The organism is Acinetobacter junii CIP 64.5 (genome assembly GCF_000368765.1).
GTDB lineage: Bacteria > Pseudomonadota > Gammaproteobacteria > Pseudomonadales > Moraxellaceae > Acinetobacter > Acinetobacter junii.
Genome location: NZ_KB849654.1, coordinates 554,553 through 575,710, shown reverse-complemented (window position 1 = coordinate 575,710; position 21,158 = coordinate 554,553). Strand labels below are relative to the sequence as shown.

Below are 21,158 nucleotides of genomic sequence, written 5' to 3'. Positions count from 1 at the left end.
ACTTGTTTACAATGTAAACGTGTGTATATTGCAAAACATAAACCAATGTATCTGTCAGATTTTTAAAGATAGATTCTCTCTGATTGTAGGGGCAAACATATGAGCCAAGAAGAAAAGTTACCGAAGATTTTGATTGTTGAAGATGACGAACGATTAGCGCGTTTAACACAAGAGTATTTAATCCGTAATGGTTTAGAGGTTGGTGTTGAAACAGATGGTAACCGTGCCATTCGTCGTATTATTAGCGAACAACCAGATTTAGTTGTACTTGATGTGATGTTACCAGGCGCAGATGGCTTAACAGTTTGTCGTGAAGTTCGCCCACATTACCATCAACCGATCTTGATGTTGACAGCGCGTACTGAAGATATGGATCAGGTACTTGGTTTAGAAATGGGTGCGGACGATTATGTCGCTAAACCTGTACAGCCACGTGTGTTGTTGGCTCGTATTCGCGCACTTTTACGTCGTACTGACAAAACAGTAGAAGATGAAGTTGCTCAACGTATCGAATTTGATGATCTTGTGATTGATAATGGTGGTCGCTCAGTCACTTTAAATGGCGAATTAGTAGACTTCACTAGCGCTGAATATGACTTATTATGGTTATTAGCATCTAATGCAGGGCGCATTTTATCGCGTGAAGACATCTTTGAGCGCTTACGTGGTATTGAATACGATGGACAAGATCGTTCGATCGATGTGCGTATTTCACGTATTCGTCCAAAAATCGGTGATGATCCAGAAAACCCTAAACGTATTAAAACAGTACGTAGTAAAGGTTATTTATTTGTAAAAGAAACCAACGGGGTCTAAATCCTCCGAATCCCTCTTTTTCACGAAAGGGGGATGACTCCCTTGAAAAAAGGGACTTGTGCAGTTTACTGCTCAGAAGGGACTTTAATTAGTTTGGAATTATTGACCTTATGGTAAGTCGAGTACTCAAAAACAGCATATTCTTGCGTATCTATGCTGGTTTGGTCGTTTTAGTGGTTGTGGTTGCCGCATTTTGTTATTTGCTGGTTCAAATCATTAACTACCAACGTGCGCAAGAATATCGTGAATCACTTACGGATGGGATTTCATTCGTAATTAGTGAAGGGGTATCTCGCCAGCCTGCCAAGCAGCAAAAGCTAGATTGGATTTCTGATGCTTCTGATTTGTTAGAGCTTCCAATTTATTATGTTGATGCTGCGCGTGTTGAATTATCTCGAACTGAAAAAAGACGAATTTCTGAGCAAAAGTCTGTTGTGCGCTACGATGCGAACAACGGGGTTGGTTATATTATTATTGGTCTAAAAGATGACCCGAAGCATTTTATCTATATTAAAGTAGATAAAATTGGCGAACGTCAGATGAAGGCGTTGCCTATATTTGTCTTGGATTATTTAATTTTCTATCCGGGACAAGAGCGTGAATACTTAGAAAAAATTAAAAAGCACTTCTATTATCCGATTGATATTTTAGATATTCGTGAGATTAATCTCGATTCAGAGCAAATTGGTCGTTTACGCCAAGATCAAAGTGTCCTGTTGTATAAGGACAGTGCGACTGTTCGAGGCACAACCATTTCGATTGTTTCACCGATGCCGAATCATCCAGCACAAGTTTTGGTCTTAGGTCCAGTTCCGATGTTCAATTGGATGCCATTCCAGCTCGCAGCAGGGATTACTCTATTTAGTTTATTCTTGTTGAGTTTAGGCGTTTATGGGTTGATTTTACCTTTAGAACGAAAGATTCGTCAGGTTCGTCATGCCTTAAACAAAATGAAATCTGGTGATCTGTCATTGCGTGTCCCGATCGAGGGAAGTGATGAAATGGCAAACTTGGCATCCAGTTATAACAATATGTCCGATCATATTCAGCGTTTAATCGAGGCACAACGTGAGTTGATGCGTGCGGTTTCTCATGAGTTACGCACACCAGTTGCTCGTATACGTTTTGGGATGGAAATGCTTGCCGAAGAAGATGATTATAATTATCGGATTCAGCAAGTGGATATGATTGATAAAGACATTGAAGCGCTGAATACCTTGATTGATGAGATTATGACTTATGCCAAATTGGAGCAGGGTACACCCTCATTAGATTTTGAAGATGTTGTGCTAGTTGAGGTGTTGGATCAAGTGGCGATGGAAACAGAGGCACTGAAAACACAAAAAGAGATTGAACTCATTGCACCTCCTTTAGCGCTTCGTGTCGATGCTGAAAGACGCTATTTACATCGAGTCGTACAAAATCTTGTAGGTAATGCGGTTCGCTATTGTGACAATAAAGTGCGAATTAGTGGTGGTGTTCGTGCGGATGGTAAAGCCTATGTCTGCGTCGAAGATGATGGTCCTGGTATTCCAGAGCAAGAGCGCTCACGTATTTTCGAAGCGTTTGCACGCTTAGATGATAGTCGTACTCGTGCCTCAGGTGGTTATGGATTGGGGTTGTCAATTGTAAGCCGTATTGCATATTGGTTTGGTGGTGATATACAAGTCGATCAAAGCCCAAATCTCGGTGGGGCGCGTTTTATCATGACATGGCCAGCAAAACGTTATAAACAGCCTGCAAAAAAATAAACCTCAGATATCTGAGGTTTCTCTTTGTCACAATTAATTATTCTTGTACAGAAGCATCTGGTTCGATGAGTGGATACCCCGATTTTAAACGCTGTAATGCATCAGCATTAAAATCAATTAATAGAGAGTTATTTTTTACATCAATTTTATAATTTCGAATGAGTGGTTTATCTCCATCAAGTGTTTCGACTTTATATGTATCTGCAATATTTAGAATACCTTCTAGATTTGTTGTGGTCGCAGCAAAATCCTCTCTAAAAACTTCATAAATATCTCTTAGGTCAAAAATCGCATTGTCTGCGTCAGGATGTTTTTGAATATAAGTTTCGATATGACGCATTAAGAGTTGTGAGAAAAAGAAATAGTCTGTGTCATGTGTGTATTCTAGCTGCATATTTTTTCTCCTTGTTTTATAACTCTAGAATACCGATGAATGAAGGTAAGAGTGTATAAACTTAATTAAAGCATGTAGCTGAATTGAAACATATTATGTCGATATCACAACTTGGTTTCGTCCTTGATGTTTGGCTTGATACAACGCATCGTCAGCCTGTTTAAATAGTGCATCAATAGACTGTTGATTTTCAGGAGTACACAAACAGATTCCAATGCTGACTTGTATGTAAAACTGCTGCTGATCATTGAGTGGAATAGGCATCTTGCTGATGTTTAAACGTATATTTTCAGCATATTGAAAAGCTGTATCAGGGTCGATATCACTCATAAAAATTGCGAATTCTTCACCACCTAAACGTCCAAGTAAGTCATTTGGTCTGAGTAATGAATGAATCTCCTGTACGCAATATTTCAGTGCTTTGTCTCCCATTTGATGACCATAGGTATCATTCACTTTTTTAAAGTGGTCGAGGTCAAGCATCAAAAATGCTGTGGTTTGTTGTGCTTTTTGAGCTTGAGCATGTAGAAGTTGTACCGACTGGAGGAATTGTCGTCGAGTTAAACTAGAGGTGAGTTCATCATGTGCAACGATGTGTTGTAATTCTTGAATGAGCTTTGACCTTACCATATTGATATTGGACACAGTAAGAGGTGCAATCGTCATCATAATCAAGCCAAATCGAATAGAGATGGTATTGTTTAAATATTCATGTGGATAGAGTTGTAAATAATTTTCTGAAACATGATGAATGATAAAAGCACAGGTTATCGAAGTAATGATCACAACAGAAAAATGTCGATAAGCAAGCGCACACCAAATCAAGGGTGCAATTGGGTAAAGTAGCGAACCTGGTCCTGTATCGTAATATGCAATCACAATTGAAATAAGAACTGCAAATAGCGGAAAACTCTGTTGAACAGTTTGAGTTTTAAATTCTATAAATTGTTGTTTTAACTCTTTAAAGTTTGGTGCACTAAGTAGTGCAGGAAGAAGTAAGAGGGCATTTTGGATTTCAGCCGTAAACCAATAGCCAAAATCGATCCAAAACGTACCCAAAGCAAATTTAGTATTAAAATAGGGGAGTGAAATCGCAGCGAATAATGAACTAGATAAAGCCCCAATACAGCAAAAGCTAAATAAAAATAGATAAAAGTAACCTTGATGTAATGAGCGAATGTAATTTCTAAATCTAATATAGAGCGCTAATGTGGTGATGACATAAAGTAAATTGGCTGACGTTAAACATACATTCAGCAAAAAAGGGGTATCTTGCATTGAATCTGCAATTAAATACCCAGCTATAGCGCCAATAAAACTAATTGGATGGCGTGTTTGAGGAAAGCGAATCAGGATACCTAAAAGTACGGAGTTCGCTGGCCAAAATGAAGCTAAAAATGTAAGTTGGCGTGTTGCGATGCCAAGTAAGCAGCAGAACAAGATAACTGCACTGAACAATAGAAATAATTGGGAAAGCGAAAGAGATTTTGATGCGACTTTAAGTGAGGGCATTCTAACGCTGTTCCTGATGGCTTTTGAGTGGCGCTATTATATAAATTTTGTTTAAAATTTCACCATAAATTTATGCTTATACAATCATTTGGTTCATGTTGTTATATTTTTGCGCATGGCTTGTAAAAGAAGAATGTTTTTGGCGCATAAATATAGAAAAAAATGATTAATAACTTATACGTGATTTGATTAATCGATTTTTGAGGGTGAATTAACACTGATCTTATATATATCAGTAAATTTATGAACAAAATCATCCAAAAGACTAAAGCGCTTCAACTAGCATGAGAAATTAGAAATCAGGTACAATTGGCGGGATTAATTTTGTGTTTGGTGTATTTGAAGGCCAATACATACATTCTTTGTTAAAAATAGGCCTGCCAGGAGTTATCCCCGCATGAGTGCCATTACTCCATACGATTGGGCGATTATCGCTTTCGTGATCGGCGTTACATTTCTTTGCGTTTTTATGCTGACAGTCCCTTTACTCCTTGGGGGTAAAGCATGGGGGCGTGCCAAGCAAGAGCAGTTTGAATCAGGCGTAGTAGGTGCGGGCGGTGCTCGTATTCGCTTGTCAGCCAAATTCTATCTCGTTGCCATTTTCTTTGTTGTTTTTGATCTTGAAGCTCTCTATCTCTACGCGTGGTCTACATCTGTGCGTGAAGTAGGGTGGTTTGGATTTACCACGGTTGTGATTTTTGTGGTTGATCTCTTGATTGCCTTGATTTATGCCATTTCTGTTGGTGCGTTGAACTGGGCGCCAGTAGATCGTCGTAAATCTGCAGGTGTAGCAATGAAAATTGGTTCGCCAAATATGAATATTGCTGAGATCACTCGATTCAATAACATTGAAGAATTGGTTGTCGATCCTACAGGTCATATTCCAGCACAGTCTTCTGGTCGTGTTAAATCTAAAACACCGACTACATCATCATTTAAACAGGAGTAAGTCGGGATGAAATATACTTTAACCCGTGCGAATCCAGATGCCGATCAATATCCATTGCAAGATCGTCAGATCGTAACTGATCCATTAGAGGAAGAAGTTAATAAAAGTGTGATGATGACACGTCTTGAAGATGTGTTGCATACAGCTGTGAACTGGGGGCGTAAGAACTCCTTGTGGCCATTCAACTTTGGTACATCATGCTGCTACGTTGAATATGCAACTACATTAACTGGCGTTCATGATTTATCACGTTTTGGTGCAGAGGTTATTCGTGCTTCACCTCGTCAAGCGGATTTGATGATCGTTGCAGGAACTTGCTTTGTCAAAATGGCACCTGTAATTCAACGTTTGTATGAACAAATGTTGGAGCCAAAATGGGTGATTTCAATGGGTGCTTGTGCAAACTCTGGTGGTATGTACGACATCTATTCTGTGGTGCAAGGTGTAGACAAGATTATTCCTGTTGATGTGTACATCCCAGGCTGTCCACCTCGTCCAGAAGCATTAATCCAAGCATTGATGTTACTTCAAGACCAAATTCAACTAGAGCGCCGTCCACTTTCAGCGGTTATTGGTGATGATCTTCAGCCTGTTTATAAGCCAAAGATGATGCCAGAACGTGACCGTAAAAATGCTGATCGTATTGCGGTGAAAAACCTACGCTCTATGGATGAAATTAAATAATTTAAACGATGAGTTTTTGACATATCGCTTATTGGATATGGTCATCGTGGAAATTGACAGAATTTGTATTAAATAGGAAGCCAAGCCAATGGCTGAAACTGACATTGCTATGCCAGAATCGACTCAGGTTGATTCACGCCCAGCATTTGCAATTGTAGAAGAGCTCAAAACCAAATTTGGTGAGAACTTCTACGTGCAGGCGACTTGTGAAGAGTTTCCAACTGTCTGGGTTGAGCGCGCACGCGTGCAAGAAGTCCTCATGTTCCTCCGTAAAGTGGAACGTCCTTATGTGATGCTGTTTGACTTGTCTGCGGTTGATGAGCGTTTACGTGTTCACCGTGATGGGTTGCCTCCATCTGACTTCACTGTGTTCTATCATCTATTATCGCTTGAGCGTAATAGTGATATCCGTATCAAAGTTGCGTTGAATGAAAATGATTTAAACATTCCAACGGCAACCAACATTTGGCCAAATGCCAACTGGTACGAACGTGAAGCTTACGATATGTTCGGGATCAATTTCGAAGGGCATCCAATGCTCCGTCGTATCTTGTTGCCGACTTATTGGGAAGGTCATCCGTTGCGTAAAGAATATTCTGCGCGTGCGACAGAATATACGCCATATATGCAAGATCAAGCGAAACAAGATTTCGAACAAGAACACTTACGTTTCGTACCAGAAGACTGGGGTCTAAAACGCGGTAACGCTGATGAAGACTTCATGTTCCTCAACTTAGGTCCTAACCATCCATCTGCACATGGTGCTTTCCGTGTGGTTTTACAGTTGGACGGTGAAGAAGTCAAAGACTGTGTGCCTGATATCGGTTATCACCACCGTGGTGTGGAAAAGATGGCTGAACGTCAAACTTGGCATTCATTCATTCCTTATACGGATCGTGTTGACTATTTAGGTGGTTGTGCGCAAAACATGCCATATGTAATGGCAGTTGAGCAGCTTGCAGGGATTAAAGTACCTGAACGTGCGCAAGTGATTCGTGTGATGTTGAACGAATTGTTCCGTATCAATAACCACTTATTATTCTGTGGTACAGCGATTCAGGATGCTGGTGGTATGACGCCTGTATTCTATATGTTCGCAGACCGTCAGAAAGTCTATGACATCGTTGAAGCGATTACGGGCTACCGTATGCATCCAGCATGGTTCCGTATCGGTGGTACGGCGCATGACCTTCCAAACAACTGGCAAAAACTTGTTAAAGAGTTGCTAGAGTGGATGCCGAAACGTTTGAACGAGTACTACACAGCTGCACTTAAAAACTCAGTATTTATCGGTCGTACGCGTAACGTAGCGCAATACGATGCTAAGTCTGCGTTAGCTTGGGGTGTGACAGGTACTGGTTTACGTGCAACTGGTATTGATTTTGATGTCCGTAAATATCGTCCATACAGTGGTTATGAGAACTTCGACTTTGATGTTCCAGTTGAGTATGAAGGCGATGCATATGCGCGTGTTTTAGTGCATTTCCGCGAAATTACTGAATCACTAAAAATCATTCAACAGTGCTTGGATAATATGCCTTCTGGTCCATATAAAGCGGATCATCCATTGGCAGTTCCACCACCGAAAGATAAGACATTACAAGATATTGAAACCTTGATTACGCACTTCTTGAGCGTGTCATGGGGTCCTGTTATGCCTGCTGGTGAGTCTTCATTCATGACTGAAGTAGTGAAAGGTGCGAGTACGTATTACCTCACTTCTGATAAGTCAACAATGAGCTACCGTACTCGTATTCGTACGCCAACATTCACTCATTTACAGCAAATGCCTTCTGTTATTAACGGCAGCTTAGTATCTGACTTGATCATTTATTTGGCGACCATTGACGTAGTTATGGCTGACGTGGATCGCTAGGGGTAAACGATTATGATGATTTTGACTGATAAAAAACCACGTGTGAATGTTGAAGGGATTTTGACTGCTGACGAAATCCATGAGATTGAACATCACATTGGTCACTATCCGTATCCACGCGCAGCTTCTTTGGATGCTTTAAAGTGTGTACAACGCCGTAATGGTTGGGTAGATGACGCTCAAATGAATGCAATTGCGCAATTGCTGACTATCAGTGTGGCTGATTTAGAGGGTGTAGCAACGTTTTACAACCGTATTTATCGCCAACCTGTAGGTCGTCACGTAATTTTATTATGTGATTCGATTGCTTGCTTCTTAATGGGTGCAGAAACTTTAGCAGAAGCATTTCAGCGCGAGTTAGGCATTCAATACGGACAAACTACAGCAGATGGTCGTTTCACCTTGCTTCCAATTTGCTGTTTAGGCAATTGTGACAAAGGTCCAACGTTAATGATTGATGAAGATACTCACGGTTTAGTGGATGTATCATCAGTTAAACAGTTATTGGAGAAGTATGTATGAATACTGAACCAAAACCAATTTATGGCGACGGTAATCCAGAAACTCATCCACTCACTTGGCGTTTGAGTAAGCAAGATGCAGTACGCAATGCTGATGAATACGAAGCTTTAGAGGGTTATGCAGGCTTTAAAAAAGCACTTAGTATGCCTCCAAAAGATGTACTCGACGTCATTAAAGCTGCAACGGTTAAAGGTCGTGGTGGTGCAGGTTTCCCAGCAGGAATTAAATGGTCATTGATGGCACCAAATGATGGTGGTCCACGATATTTGATCTGTAATGCTGATGAAATGGAACCTGGAACATTCAAAGACCGTTTGTTGATGGAAAAGCTTCCACATCAATTGATTGAAGGTATGTTGATTGCTGGTTATACCCTAGAGGCAACTCATGGTTATATCTTCATTCGTGGTGAATATATCGAAGCTGCTCAATACTTGAATGAAGCATTAGAGCAAATCCGTGCTAAAGGTTATCTAGGTGAAAACATCTTAGGTAGTGGCTGGAACTTCGAAATGTATGTTCACACAGGTGCAGGTCGTTATATTTGTGGTGAAGAAACAGCATTAATCAACTCGCTTGAAGGTCGTCGTGCCAATCCACGTACTAAACCACCATTCCCACAAGTTGCGGGTGCATGGGGTCGTCCAACGATTGTAAACAACGTAGAAACCTACAATAACTTGCCAGCGATTATGTTGCGTGGTCCAGAATGGTATATCAACCTTTCTGCACATAAATCTAAAGACCCTGGTACGAAGATCTACGGTGCATCAGGTAAGGTGAAATTCCCTGGTCTTTGGGAGTTGCCATTTGGTACAACTGCACGTGAAGTGATTGAAGATCATGCAGGTGGTATGCGTGATGGTTTAACACTGAAAGCATGGTTGCCGGGTGGGGCATCAACAGACTTTTTAGCTGCTGAACATATAGACTTACCAATGGATGCTGAAAGCATCATGAAGGCAGGTTCACGTTTAGGAACATGTTTGTTGATGGTCGTAGATGAAACCCAATGTATGGTTTCAGCGACCCGTAATTTAGAAGAATTCTTTGCGCGTGAATCGTGTGGTTGGTGTACGCCATGCCGTGATGGTTTGCCATGGGCTGTTAAAGCACTGAAAGCACTCGAAAGTGGTGAAGGTAAGATGGAAGATATTCAACATCTATCTGAACTCACTAAAAAGTTGTGGATTGGTAAGACTTTCTGTGCCCACGCACCAGGTGCGATGGAGCCACTGATGGGCGCATTAAAATATTTCCGTCATGAGTTTGAGGCAAAGGTTAAAACCCATGCAGCTACTCGCGATGTAGAACAGGTTTAAGGAATTCGACTATGGCTACAATTCATGTCGATGGAAAATCGTATGAAGTCAATGGCTCAGAGAACTTGCTACAAGCATGTTTAAGCCTTGGCATCGATATCCCGTATTTTTGTTGGCACCCATCCTTAGGTTCTGTTGGTTCTTGTCGTCAATGTGCGGTAACTCAATATGCGAATCCTGAGGACACACGTGGGCGTTTGGTAATGTCTTGTATGACACCAGCCGCTGACAATACTTACATTTCGATTGAAGACAAAGAAGCAACAGAGTTTCGTGCATCGATTGTCGAATTCTTGATGACGAATCACCCACATGACTGTCCAGTCTGTGAAGAAGGTGGTCACTGTCATTTGCAAGATATGACGGTCATGACTCAGCACGATCGTCGTCGCTATCGCTTTACGAAACGTACACATCATAACCAAGAGTTAGGTTCTTTTATTGCACATGAAATGAACCGTTGTATCGCTTGTTACCGTTGTGTTCGTTACTATAAAGACTATGCGGGTGGTACCGACTTTGGTGTTTATGCGAATGCATCACGTGTTTATTTCGGTCGTCCGGAATCAGGTACTTTAGAATCTGAATTCTCTGGTAACTTGACTGAAGTCTGCCCAACAGGTGTATTTACCGATAAAACGCACTCTGCACGTTATAACCGTAAATGGGATATGCAGTATGCTCCGAGCGTATGTCATGGCTGTTCTTCGGGCTGTAACATCTCTCCAGGTGAGCGTTATGGTGAAATCCGTCGTGTAGAAAACCGTTTTAATGGTTCAGTAAACCAATACTTCCTTTGCGATAAAGGTCGTTTCGGTACGGGTTATGTCAATCGTGAAGATCGTCCACGCCAACCTCAATTCCGTAATGGTGAAACTGTTGCAACTGTGAGTGTTGATCAGGCACTTGATCAAGTCATTGCACAGCTTAAATGTAAGAAAGTTCTAGGTATCGGTTCTCCTCGTGCAAGCTTGGAATCAAACTACGCACTTCGCCAACTTGTTGGTCAAGCTAACTATTCAACAGGTATGTCTCAAAAAGAGCAGAACTTGGTTGAGTTAGCTGCTTCAATCATGCAAACACAGGGTATCTATAACCCGAACATGCGTGAAATTGAGAGCTATGATGCAGTTCTAATCTTGGGTGAAGACTTAACGCAAACAGCACCACGTATGGCTTTATCAGTTCGCCAAGCTGCGAAAAATAAAGCGAAAGAAATGGCTGCGAAAACGCGTACTCCTGACTGGTTAGCAGAGCCTGTGCAACGTATTGGCCAAGAAGCAAAATCACCGATTTATATTCTTGCTGCAACACAAACGCGTTTAGCGGATGTTGCAACAGGTGAAGTTGTTGCTTCTCCAAACGATATTGCACGTTTAGGTTTTGCTGTCGCTGCTGCTGTAAAAGGTGAAACAGTATCTGGTCTTGACGATGATGCAAAAGCATTTGCACAAACGATTGCTGACACTTTAAAAGCGGCGAAAAAACCATTGATTATCTCTGGTACAAGCTTGCAAGACTCAGCGATTATGGAAGCTGCTGCACAAGTTGCACAGAATCTTGGTGAAAATGCTGGTTTATCTTTGACGGTTCCTGAAGTGAACTCAATGGGTCTAGCATTATTCGGTGGTTTAAGCTTAGAACAGGCATTTGCTCAAGAGTATGATGCTGTTGTTGTGGTTGAAAATGACTTAACTCGTCGTTTACCAGTTGCACAAGTCAAAGCTGCACTTGAGAAAGCTGAAGCCGTAATCGTATTGGATCATAGTGAAACAGAAACTCTGAAACTAGCAGATATCGTTCTTTCTGCTGCAAGTTTTGCAGAGGGTGATGGTACTGTTGTGAGCCAAGAAGGTCGTGCGCAACGTTTCTATCAAGTATATGACCCAAGCTATTACAAGCCTGAATATGCAATCAAAGAATCTTGGCGTTGGTTACATGCCGTTGAGACTGGTCTCAAAGGCAAAGCTGTAGATTGGACACTGCTTGATGATGTGATTGATGACATCGTGAAGAATGTTCCTGTGCTTGAAGCCATTCAAGATGTTGCACCTGATGCAGGATATCGTATCCATGGCTTGAAGATTGCGCGTGAACCACGTCGTTATTCTGGTCGTACAGCAATGCGCGCGCCATTATCTGTTCATGAACCTAAACAGCCAACTGATCTAGATTCAGCATTAACGTTCTCGATGGAAGGTTATGTCGGTAATCAGACAGCTTCTTCGCTAGTACCTTTCGCATGGTCTGCAGGTTGGAACTCACCACAAGCTTGGAATAAATACCAAGATGAAGTGGGTGGTCACTTAAAAGGCGGTGATTCAGGTGTGCGTCTATTTGATCGTTTAGCTAAACGTCCTGCACGTAGCTATGTGGCACCAACTGCTGTTGTAGTGAACCCTGAAAGTTTCCGTCTTGTACCAATGCACCATATCTTTGGTTCTGGTGAATTTACGATTAAAACACCTGCAATGGAATCTCGTATTCCTGAAGCGATGTTTGCTGTTGGTGAACAAGATGCAACACGTTTAAATGTTCAAGACGGTCAACGTATTACAGTACAAGCAGGCGAAACAAGCATTAGCTTACCTGTACAAGTGATTGAATATTTACCAACAGGCTATATTGGTTATCCAATTGGTTTAGCACCAACAGTTTCATTGGCTGAGCCTGTGTCTGTGGCGGTAGGAGTGTAATTCATGAATCAAGAAATTATACGTCAAACGCCACTTTGGGCTGAGAACTGGCCAATCGCTTATTCAGTGATTCAAGCGATCGTGATCTTGTTGGTTGTGGTTCTTATCGCTGCATTGATGTCATTTATCGAACGTCGTCTCTTGGCATTGTGGCAAGATCGTTATGGTCCTAACCGTGTCGGTCCTGGAGGTATGTTCCAGATCGTAGCTGACATGCTCAAGATTATGTTTAAGGAAGACTGGACACCAAAGTTTGCTGATAAATTGACTTTCCGTCTAGCACCAGCAGTTGCAATGGCAACTGCCGTACTTTCATTTATGGTTATCCCAGTAAGTCCATATTTGGGCGTTGCTGATATGAGCATCGGTCTGTTGTTCTTTATGGCAATGGCGGGTATCGCAGTCTATGCAGTGTTATTTGGTGGTTGGGCATCTAACAACAAATACTCATTGCTTGGTGGTCTTCGTTCTGCTGCTCAAACCATTTCTTATGAAGTGTTCTTGGGTATCTCATTAATGGGTGTGGTTGCAATTGCGGGATCATTTAACCTTCGTGAGATTGTTGAAGCACAACGTGATATGTGGTTCATCATTCCACAATTCATTGGTTTCTTGATCTTCGTGGTCGCAGGTGTAGCAGTGACTCACCGTCATCCATTTGACCAACCAGAAGCTGAACAAGAGTTAGCTGAAGGTTACCATGTTGAATATGGTGGTATGAAGTGGGGGATGTTCTTCGTTGCAGAGTATGTCAACGTGGTATTAATCTCAGCTTTAATCGTCACTTTATTCTTCGGTGGATGGTTAGCTCCATTTAACTTAGAAATTCCATTTGTTCCACCAGTTTTCTGGTTCGTAATTAAAACAGCATTCTTTGTAATGATGTTTGTCTTGGCGCGTGGTTCTTTAATGCGTCCACGTTATGACCAAGTCATGAATTTTGGTTGGAAAGTTTGTTTGCCATTGGCGTTGGTCAACTTGTTAGTGACTGGTGCTGTGATTCTGATGAATCAGGCCTAGGACAGCAGGGAGTACAAAATGTATAAAATTCTAGCTGGATTTGGATCGATTGTACGTTCGTTGTGGATGGTGTTTAGCCATGCCACGCGTAAACGTGACACGATTTTATATCCAGAAGTACCAGCTGAACAAATTGTACCTCCACGCTTTCGTGGTCGTATTATCTTGACGCGTGATCCTGATGGTGAAGAGCGTTGCGTAGCATGTAACCTTTGTGCGGTTGCTTGTCCAGTAGGCTGTATTTCATTGCAAAAAGCGGAAAAAGAAGATGGGCGTTGGTATCCAGAATTTTTCCGTATTAACTTCTCACGTTGCATTTTCTGCGGTATGTGTGAAGAAGCATGTCCTACAACTGCTATTCAAATGACGCCTGATTTCGAGCTTGCTGAATACGTTCGTCAAGATTTGGTTTATGAGAAAGAAAACTTACTTATCTCAGGTCCTGGTAAATATCCTGATTATAACTTCTACCGTGTAACAGGTATGGCTGTAACAGGTAAAGACAAAGGCCAAGCACAAAAAGAAAGTGCACCAGTTGATGTACGGAGCTTATTACCATGATGTGGCCATTTTATTTGATGGCACTTGTGGCCATTGTTTCGACAGTTCGTGTTGTAACTAACACGAACCCTGTACATGCGTTATTAAGCTTGATTGTTTCATTGCTCGCTGTTGCTGGTATTTTCATGATTGTGGGTGCACCGTTTGCGGCTGCACTTGAAATCATTGTCTATGCAGGCGCGATCATGGTTTTGTTTGTCTTCGTTGTGATGATGCTCAACCTAGGTCAAGAAACAGTTGAACAAGAAAGTAAATGGTTAACCTCAGATGCATGGGCATATCCTGCAATGTTGAGTTTTATCTTAGGTTTGACACTTGTTTGGATGTTAAACGGTGAATACACCACGATTTCTGCACCAATGGGCTTAGAAATCGTAGGTCCTAAAGCCGTAGGTCAAGCGTTATTTACTCACTATCTATTATTGGTAGAAGTTGCCGCGATGTTGTTGCTTGCAGCCCTAGTTGCTGCATATCACTTAGGCAAACGTGAACCAAGTGCAGAAGAGGATAAAGAATAATGGGACACATCCCTTTAGAACATGGTTTGATTGTCGCAACCATCCTTTTTGCACTGGGTTTTTACGGTGTAATGGTGCGTCGCAACCTATTATTTATGCTAATGAGCCTTGAAATCATGATGAATGCTGCTGCATTAGCATTTGTCCTAGCAGGTAGCGTTTGGTCTCAGCCAGATGGTCAAGTGATGTTTATTTTAATTTTGACACTTGCTGCTGCCGAGGCGTGTATCGGTCTTGCGATCGTCCTTCAGTTTTATCATCGCTTCCATCACTTGGATGTTGATGCTGCTAGTGAGATGCGCGGATGAGTACATTATATTTAACCGTTTTATTCCCGCTCATTGGTTTTATCCTTTTAGCGGCAGGGCGCAATAAGCTTTCTGAAAATGTAGCTGCCATTATTGGTGTTGGTTCAGTTGGTTTATCTGCTCTATTTGCTTTAATTGCTGGTCTTGCTTTTACGAGCAGTGGTCAAACCGTTTTCGTTCAACATTTATGGACTTGGTTCAGTGTTGGCGGTTTTGAGCCAGGTATTAGCTTACATCTTGATGGCTTGTCATTATTAATGACGGGCATGATCACAGGTGTAGGTTTTCTGATTCATATCTTTGCATCATGGTACATGCGTGGTGAAGAAGATTACGCGCGTTTCTTCTCTTATTTCAACCTATTCGTTGCCAGCATGTTGTTGTTGGTACTTGGTGATAACTTAGCGTTATTGTTCTTAGGTTGGGAAGGCGTGGGGCTGTGCTCTTACTTACTGATTGGTTTCTATTACTCTAATCCTGCAAATGGTTGGGCAGCAATCAAAGCATTTACAGTAACACGTGTCGGTGACGTATTCTTACTCATCGCATTGTTCTTGCTTTATCAACAATTTGGTACTTTGAATACTCAGTACATCGTTGAAAATGCAGCGACTGTAATGACGCAAAGCTCATCATTGTCAATTTGGACAGCATTAATGTTGTTCTTGGGTGCAGCAGGTAAATCAGCGCAAATTCCATTACAAACATGGTTAGCTGATGCAATGGCAGGTCCGACACCAGTATCTGCACTGATCCATGCTGCGACAATGGTTACAGCAGGTGTGTACTTATGCTGCCGTATGTTCTCCGTGATGGAAATGGCACCAGAAGTGATGCAGTTCATCTCGATTACAGGTGCTGTGACATTGCTTGTAGCTGGTTTTGCAGCGCTAGTTCAAACCGACATCAAACGTATCTTGGCTTACTCAACTATGAGTCAGTTAGGTTATATGTTTATGGCTGTAGGTGCTGAAGCTTACCAAGCTGGTTTGTTCCACATGTTGGCTCATGCATTCTTCAAAGCATTATTGTTCCTTTCTTCGGGTGCCGTAATTCTTGCATGTCATCACGAACAAAACATTTTCAAAATGGGTGGATTACGTAAAAAGATTCCATTCGTATTTTGGTGTTTCGTCATCGGTGGTGGCGCATTGGCTGCACTTCCAATCGTAACTGTTGGTTTCTTCTCTAAAGATGCCATCTTAGGTGCAGTATATGCACAGTCTACAATTGCAAATATTCCACTTTACAACACATTGTATTGGGTTGGTGTAGCGGGCGCGTTCTTAACTTCTATTTATACGTTCCGTCTAATTTGGGTCGTATTCTTCGGTGAAGAAAAAACTCACGCTCATGCAATTCATGGTGTGACATATTGGGCACCACTTGCGATTCTTGCTGTGTTATCAACAGGAATTGGTTACTTCTTGCAAGCACCAGTTGCAAATTTATTGACTGCTGCAAGTATTCCAAGTTTTGTTATCCCTGAAGCTTTACATGAAGCTGTTGTGCATGCAGAACATTTGGCGAGTGGTATTGCACTTGCTGGTTTAGCAGTAGGTATCTTCCTATTTGCCTTTGCATATGGTGCTGTTAAATCATTTGCTCAAACATCATTGGGCGCTGGTTTAGCACATATTTGCCGTACAGCATTTGGTTTTGATGCTTTGTATGACATCGTATTCGTCAAACCTTATTTATTGATTGCGAAAATCTTAGGTCGTGATCCAGTTGATGGTTTATGGCTAGTATTACCTGCGATTGTGAAAGGTGGTAATACCTTTACTAGCTCGCGTCAAACTGGTTCATTACGTGAATACGCATCAAGCATGTCACTCGGTGTAGTGGTGCTATTGATGATCTTGATCGTGATTCAGGTTGTGGGGAAATAAAATGGAAAACAATTTAATTTTACCCGCACTGATTTTAGTTCCTTTCATTGCTGGTTTTATTTGTTGGTTGGTTGATAAATTCGACCAACAATTACCGCGTTGGATTGCCTTAATTGGTATGCTTATTACCTTTGGTTTAGGCATTGCACTTTGGCAAAGTGGTACATTTAGTTACGAGCTGGGTGGTAAAGTTCCAACTTGGGCGGCTGAGTTCCATTTACCTTGGATTCAGACACTAGGCATTAGCATTCACTTGGCAGTGGATGGTTTATCTTTACTCATGGTATTACTGACTGCATTACTTGGTGTACTTGCGGTTGGCTGTTCATGGGGTGAGATCCAAAAGAATGTTGGTTTCTTCCACTTAAACCTCCTGTGGAGTTTAGGTGGTGTTATCGGTGTATTCTTAGCGATTGACTTATTCCTGTTTTTCTTCTTCTGGGAGATGATGCTCGTACCAATCTACTTCTTGATTGCGTTATGGGGTCATAAAGGCTCGAATGGTCGTTCACGTGTTTATGCTGCAACCAAGTTCTTCTTATACACGCAAATTGCTGGTTTGATCATGTTGATCGGTATCTTAGGCCTTGTGGTTTATGGATACATGATGACAGGTATGATTGGCTTCGATTACAACTATCTATTGGCTGTGGCGAACCACTTACCGCCTGAAGTTGCTTATGCATTTATGCTATGTTTCTTCATCGGTTTTGCTGTGAAATTACCTGTGTTCCCATTACATGGTTGGTTACCTGATGCACATGCACAAGCACCAACTGCAGGTTCTGTGGACTTAGCTGGTATTTTGATTAAAACAGCAGCCTATGGTTTACTTCGTTTCGTTATCCCATTCTTCCCAGCAGCATCAGCACAATTTGCTGATATTGCGATCATTCTTGGTTTGATTGGTATTTTCTACGGTGCATTCTTAGCGTATCAGCAAACAGATATGAAACGTTTGCTTGCGTATACGTCTATTTCGCACATGGGTTTCATCTTACTTGCTATTTACGCAGGTAATATCCTGACATTCCAGGGTCTTATGATCATGATGTTGGCACATGGCTTGTCATCTGCTGCATTATTTATCATGTCTGGTCAGGTTTATGAGCGTTTACATACACGTGACTTACGCTTAATGGGTGGTTTACGCGGTCAGTTGCAGTACCTTCCATTTTTCTTAATGTTCTTTGTAGCTGCACTTGTGGGTGTACCAGGTTTAGGTAACTTTATTGGTGAATTCCTGATCTTGATGGGTTCATTCAAAGCTTATCCTGTATTCACGATTATTGCGGCAGTAAGCTTGGTGTTTGCTGGTCTTTATGGCTTGATTTTGATTCATAAAGCATTGTTTGGTACACCAAATCCAGAGCAACAGCAGCACTATACAAGCCCATTAAAAGATTTATCAGCACGTGAAGTTACTATCTTGATGATCTGTGTGATCGGTTTGGTTTGGTTAGGTATTTACCCACAAACATTCTTGGATGTATCGCATTCAAGCATGCAATGGTTAGTAAATAGTTATATGCCAGTACAAGAAGTTGTTGAAACTGTTCAGCAGACAACAACTCAACTTGAGCATGTGGAGATGCAATAAACCATGAACTTCACACTTTCTTTTTCTGAACTTATGCCGCTCGTCCCTGTGATGATTGTGGCGTTGACTGCAATTGTTGTGATGTTATTGATTTCGATTAAACGTAATCATAATTTAATCGCAACAACTTCAGTTGTGGGGCTTAACCTCGCTGCAATTTTTATCGCATACACTGCGTATACAGGTCACTATGCACCTGTAAACGTGATGGGCATGTTTATGGTTGATCCATTTACCATGCTCTATCAATTCATGATTTTGATCGCAGCTTTGGCATGTTGTACTTTGTCACATGCTTATATTGAGACATATAAAGACAATCGCGAAGAGTTGTACATCTTGCTACTGTGTTCAGTAGCAGGTGCGATGTTGATGGTCGCTAGCTCTCATTATGCTTCGTTCTTTATCAGCTTAGAATTAATGTCAATTCCAGTATATGGTATGTTGGCATATACCCATCAGCGCAGCCAATCTTTGGAAGCAGGGATTAAATATCTTGTGCTTTCAGCGACGGCATCTGCAATGTTGTTAATGGGTATGGCGTATATTTATGCTTATACAGGTTCATTATCATTCTATGATTCTGTACAAGCGTTATTCACTGCAATCAAACAGCCAATGGTGTTATTGGGCTTAGGCTTAATCATCTTTGCTGTTGCGTTTAAACTGTCACTTGCTCCATTCCACAAATGGACACCAGATGTGTATGCAGGTGCTCCAGCACCGATGGCAACATTCTTGGCGACAGCTGCGAAAGTAGCAACGATCGGTTTGTTTGTACGTTACTTATTGGCATCAGGTGCAATCCTAGTTGAATCGCTGGTAACAGTGCTTACAATTATTGCTGTATTGTCAATTTTAGTAGGTAACTTACTTGCAGTACGTCAAGTAAACTTGAAACGTATTCTTGGTTATTCATCGATTGCTCACTTTGGTTATTTGTTAATTGCTTTAATTAGCATGACTTATGCGAGCCTTGGTAGCGTGACGGTCTATGTGATTACTTATGTACTTACAACAATCGGTGCGTTTGGTGCAGTTACGTTAATGTCGAGCCCTTATAACAACGTGGATGAAGCACAAAGTCTTGCTGACTACCGTGGTTTGTTCTGGCGCCGTCCGATTTTGACTGCAACATTAACTGTGATGATGTTATCGCTAGCTGGTATCCCATTAACAGCGGGCTTTATTGGTAAGTTCCTTGTGGTTATGGCTGCAGTAACAACTCAACACTGGTTCTTAGCTGCAATGATCGTTGTGGGTAGTGGTATCGGTTTGTACTACTATTTGCGTGTCATGGTTGTGATGTACATGACTTCACCAGATACTCCTCGTATTGATGCTGATGCGCATTGGGGAACTAAAGTTGGTGGGATCATGGTACTAGGTGCTGCATTGTTGGTATTGTTCTTAGGTATCTATCCAGATCCAATGATCAATTTAGCATTAAAATCAGAGATTCTTTCTCCATTACATTTCATGTTATCTCAGCAACAGTAATCATCCGATAATCTGATTTGTACAAAAAAGCCTCCAAAACTGGGGGCTTTTTTATTGAATAGTAAAAAAACACTTTATAATAAGCGAATATTTATATTAGCTAGGTACTTACTCGTGTCGATTCAAGAAATTCGTCATCCGCTTATTCGCCATAAACTTGGTTTACTTCGTCGCTCTGACATTAGTACTAAGAACTTCCGTGAATTAGCGCAAGAAGTTACGATGCTATTGACGTATGAAGCAACAAAGGACTTATCTGTTGTGGATCACGAAATTGATGGGTGGGCAGGGAAAGTAACAACTCAACGTATTGCAGGGAAAAAAATCACGATTGTTCCGATTCTTCGTGCAGGAATTGGAATGCTAGAAGGTGTACTTAACCTGATTCCAAGTGCAAAGGTGAGTGTTTTAGGTTTAGAGCGTGACGAAGCAACTTTAGAAGTTCGCACTTACTATAAAAAGCTAGTACCAGATGTCGCTAATCGTTTGGCGATGATTATTGATCCTATGCTTGCAACGGGTAATTCATTGATTGCTGCAATTGATGTATTGAAAGCTAGTGGCTGTAAAGATATTCGAGTGATGATTTTGGTTGCTGCTCCTGAAGGGATTGCAAAAGTTGAAGCTGCACACCCTGATGTTCGTATTTATACGGCTTCAATTGATCAAGGCCTGAATGAAGAAGGTTATATCGTGCCTGGTTTGGGTGATGCAGGCGATAAAATCTTTGGTAGTGTGCAAAAAGATTAATTTTAAAATATGAAAAGAGACTTTTTATTTCTGTGATTTGAAAGGGAAATAGCAAGTCTCTTTTTTATTATCTATATAGTATGATGAGCATCATCGTAAAGTAGGATAAATGTCATGAAGCAAGAGCTCTACCACGGGAAAATTAAGCAATATAATCCTGAGAAAGGATTTGGTTTTATTGCATCGAATGGTGAAGATATCTTTTTTCATATCTCAGATTACCCTGCAGCTGAAGGTGAACCTAAGCGCAATGAAAAAGTGAAATTTTCAGTTGTAGAAAATCAAGGTAAATATAAAGCAATTAAAATTGAGCGCGTTGATCCTAACCCCGCTAAAACTAAGAAAAACAAAATCATGGATCACAATAAGTCGATTACCAATGAATTGTTATCAAACTTAAGACGTTGATCCTTACAGTAATCTTTGATTGAAATATCATGAGAAAAGAGGCTTTACGGTCTCTTTTTTATTAGAATAACCAAAACAT

General features: G+C 41.2%; 19 protein-coding genes. 17 read left to right on the top strand and 2 right to left on the bottom strand.

Going from position 1 to position 21,158, the window contains the following annotated elements:
- Positions 1 to 99: 99 nt before the first annotated feature.
- Together bfmR and bfmS are read left to right on the top strand one after the other, a co-directional pair.
- Positions 100 to 816, top strand: a complete 717-nt coding sequence (gene bfmR / locus F948_RS04270) for a response regulator transcription factor BfmR (protein ID WP_004914319.1) — start codon at positions 100 to 102, stop codon at positions 814 to 816.
- A 110-nt stretch (positions 817 to 926) separates the two neighbouring features.
- Positions 927 to 2,567, top strand: a complete 1,641-nt coding sequence (gene bfmS / locus F948_RS04265) for a sensor histidine kinase BfmS (protein WP_004952440.1) — start codon at positions 927 to 929, stop codon at positions 2,565 to 2,567.
- A gap of 37 nt (positions 2,568 to 2,604) precedes the next feature.
- Here the strand turns inward: bfmS and F948_RS04260 are convergent, their stop codons facing one another.
- On the bottom strand, positions 2,605 to 2,961 hold the full coding sequence (locus F948_RS04260) for a hypothetical protein (protein ID WP_004914312.1): 357 nt from the start codon (positions 2,959 to 2,961) through the stop codon (positions 2,605 to 2,607).
- Positions 2,962 to 3,054: 93 nt separating this feature from the next.
- Positions 3,055 to 4,473: a GGDEF domain-containing protein gene (locus F948_RS04255; RefSeq protein ID WP_004960324.1), complete on the bottom strand. Its 1,419-nt coding sequence runs from the start codon at positions 4,471 to 4,473 to the stop codon at positions 3,055 to 3,057.
- 397 nt (positions 4,474 to 4,870) lie between these two features.
- Here F948_RS04255 and ndhC point away from each other — a divergent pair, with 397 nt between their 5' ends.
- The 15 genes from ndhC to F948_RS04180 all read left to right on the top strand — a co-directional run bounded on the left by ndhC (position 4,871) and on the right by F948_RS04180 (position 21,079).
- Positions 4,871 to 5,422, top strand: coding sequence for an NADH-quinone oxidoreductase subunit A (ndhC, locus tag F948_RS04250; RefSeq protein WP_004914305.1), 552 nt, complete (start codon positions 4,871 to 4,873; stop codon positions 5,420 to 5,422).
- 6 nt (positions 5,423 to 5,428) lie between these two features.
- Positions 5,429 to 6,106 (top strand): NuoB/complex I 20 kDa subunit family protein, encoded by a 678-nt coding sequence (locus tag F948_RS04245; RefSeq protein ID WP_004881335.1) that lies wholly within the window; start codon positions 5,429 to 5,431, stop codon positions 6,104 to 6,106.
- 88 nt (positions 6,107 to 6,194) lie between these two features.
- Positions 6,195 to 7,982 carry an NADH-quinone oxidoreductase subunit C/D gene (gene nuoC, locus F948_RS04240; RefSeq protein ID WP_004952445.1) on the top strand — a complete coding sequence of 596 codons (1,788 nt, stop codon included), beginning with the start codon at positions 6,195 to 6,197 and terminating at the stop codon, positions 7,980 to 7,982.
- A gap of 12 nt (positions 7,983 to 7,994) precedes the next feature.
- Positions 7,995 to 8,504, top strand: coding sequence for an NADH-quinone oxidoreductase subunit NuoE (nuoE, locus tag F948_RS04235; RefSeq protein WP_004638051.1), 510 nt, complete (start codon positions 7,995 to 7,997; stop codon positions 8,502 to 8,504).
- On the top strand, positions 8,501 to 9,826 hold the full coding sequence (gene nuoF, locus F948_RS04230; protein WP_004952448.1) for an NADH-quinone oxidoreductase subunit NuoF: 1,326 nt from the start codon (positions 8,501 to 8,503) through the stop codon (positions 9,824 to 9,826). The genes nuoE and nuoF overlap by 4 nt, the downstream gene beginning before the upstream one ends.
- Positions 9,827 to 9,837: 11 nt before the next feature.
- Positions 9,838 to 12,522 carry an NADH-quinone oxidoreductase subunit NuoG gene (gene nuoG / locus F948_RS04225; RefSeq protein WP_004960316.1) on the top strand — a complete coding sequence of 895 codons (2,685 nt, stop codon included), beginning with the start codon at positions 9,838 to 9,840 and terminating at the stop codon, positions 12,520 to 12,522.
- 3 nt (positions 12,523 to 12,525) lie between these two features.
- The gene (gene nuoH, locus F948_RS04220; protein ID WP_004914292.1) at positions 12,526 to 13,542 is read left to right on the top strand and encodes an NADH-quinone oxidoreductase subunit NuoH; all 1,017 of its coding nucleotides are present in this window, start codon (positions 12,526 to 12,528) and stop codon (positions 13,540 to 13,542) included.
- 18 nt (positions 13,543 to 13,560) lie between these two features.
- The gene (gene nuoI / locus F948_RS04215) at positions 13,561 to 14,103 is read left to right on the top strand and encodes an NADH-quinone oxidoreductase subunit NuoI (RefSeq protein WP_004914290.1); all 543 of its coding nucleotides are present in this window, start codon (positions 13,561 to 13,563) and stop codon (positions 14,101 to 14,103) included.
- Positions 14,103 to 14,621, top strand: a complete 519-nt coding sequence (gene nuoJ, locus F948_RS04210) for an NADH-quinone oxidoreductase subunit J (protein ID WP_171053817.1) — start codon at positions 14,103 to 14,105, stop codon at positions 14,619 to 14,621. Before nuoI ends, nuoJ begins: the two co-directional genes overlap by 1 nt.
- Positions 14,621 to 14,929, top strand: coding sequence for an NADH-quinone oxidoreductase subunit NuoK (gene nuoK, locus F948_RS04205; RefSeq protein ID WP_004914285.1), 309 nt, complete (start codon positions 14,621 to 14,623; stop codon positions 14,927 to 14,929). Before nuoJ ends, nuoK begins: the two co-directional genes overlap by 1 nt.
- Positions 14,926 to 16,821: an NADH-quinone oxidoreductase subunit L gene (nuoL, locus tag F948_RS04200; protein WP_004914283.1), complete on the top strand. Its 1,896-nt coding sequence runs from the start codon at positions 14,926 to 14,928 to the stop codon at positions 16,819 to 16,821. The genes nuoK and nuoL overlap by 4 nt, the downstream gene beginning before the upstream one ends.
- A 1-nt stretch (position 16,822) precedes the next feature.
- Positions 16,823 to 18,421 carry an NADH-quinone oxidoreductase subunit M gene (gene nuoM, locus F948_RS04195; RefSeq protein ID WP_004960309.1) on the top strand — a complete coding sequence of 533 codons (1,599 nt, stop codon included), beginning with the start codon at positions 16,823 to 16,825 and terminating at the stop codon, positions 18,419 to 18,421.
- A 3-nt stretch (positions 18,422 to 18,424) separates the two neighbouring features.
- Positions 18,425 to 19,921 (top strand): NADH-quinone oxidoreductase subunit NuoN, encoded by a 1,497-nt coding sequence (gene nuoN, locus F948_RS04190; RefSeq protein WP_004914279.1) that lies wholly within the window; start codon positions 18,425 to 18,427, stop codon positions 19,919 to 19,921.
- Between the two features lie 114 nt (positions 19,922 to 20,035).
- Positions 20,036 to 20,671, top strand: a complete 636-nt coding sequence (gene upp / locus F948_RS04185) for a uracil phosphoribosyltransferase (protein WP_004914278.1) — start codon at positions 20,036 to 20,038, stop codon at positions 20,669 to 20,671.
- A gap of 114 nt (positions 20,672 to 20,785) precedes the next feature.
- Positions 20,786 to 21,079, top strand: a complete 294-nt coding sequence (locus tag F948_RS04180) for a cold shock domain-containing protein (protein ID WP_004914276.1) — start codon at positions 20,786 to 20,788, stop codon at positions 21,077 to 21,079.
- The last annotated feature ends 79 nt before the right edge of the window (positions 21,080 to 21,158 follow it).